The organism is Synechococcus sp. H70.1 (assembly GCF_047502705.1).
Taxonomy (GTDB): Bacteria; Cyanobacteriota; Cyanobacteriia; order Thermostichales; family Thermostichaceae; genus Thermostichus.
The window spans coordinates 1-912 of the sequence record NZ_JANSIV010000085.1 but is presented as its reverse complement, the minus strand read 5'-3'; the positions used below and the strand labels follow the sequence as shown (position 1 = coordinate 912).

The 912-nt window shown below is 54.8% G+C and carries 1 pseudogene; it reads right to left on the bottom strand.

What is annotated here, in order from left to right:
• Window positions 1-307 (bottom strand): annotated as a pseudogene (locus NW827_RS06415) (hypothetical protein); the annotation flags it as partial.
• Window positions 308-912: the final 605 nt, after the last annotated feature.

Below are 912 nucleotides of genomic sequence, written 5' to 3'. Positions count from 1 at the left end.
GATCAAACTCAGCTTGTACCCGACCGTCCAATAGGCGCCGGATGCGCACCAACTGATTGGGCAGGATGTTCGGACGAGTGGGATCCGGAGCAAATAGCACCGACTGGTTGCCCAGCTGGGCATAGACGGGACGATAGACGATCTCCGCCTGGTTAGGCCGGAAGTTCAGGCGAGCAAAGAGAGCCAGGGCATCTTCAGGAGTGCCATCGCCGGCCACGCCCCGCTGCCGCACCACAAAGCTGGCGGAGAAGGATCCCTGCTGTAAAATTACGTCGATACTGCTTTCTCTAAGATCAGTGGAACCCAAAAACTCGCCTGTGACTTCGTTGAGAACGCCAGGAACCCTTGTAGTCAGAGAAGCCTGCCCCTCCAGAACTACCTGGTCTCCAGATCTGCTAACTAGAATTCTCGTAAGTCGGAGGGTCAACCTTCCTATAGGAACGGGTTCTTGTACTTCTTCTCTGCTCTCAAATACTTCTAGTGTCCCGTCAGGCCTTAATGTTGTCAACGTACCTGAAACTCTCTCTCTTAGCTGCGTGATTACTACCTCACCTGAAAAGGTTGTATTAACTCTCAAGCGCCGGTCACCAACGCCACTGGAGAGCAACGCAAGACCGCTCGATGTTGAAAGATCTACGCGAGTGCTCAGCCTGGCGTCGTTTGGGGCAAAAGCTACAACCTCAAGTGGAGGAACCCGTTCGGCAATACGAATGGCGATGCGGTTGTCGTTTGTGGGGGCGAGCACGGCTTCTATGCCCTCCAGACGGGCTGCCCCACTCCCTTGAGTTGGTGTTGACCGAACAGGGATGACAGGAGAACCCCCAAATTTAGGATTGACGAAATCTAACCGCAGGCTAGTGGTCTCCAGCACTGAGCCGGGGGTAAAGCGGTACTCCTGCGCCGAGACAAACG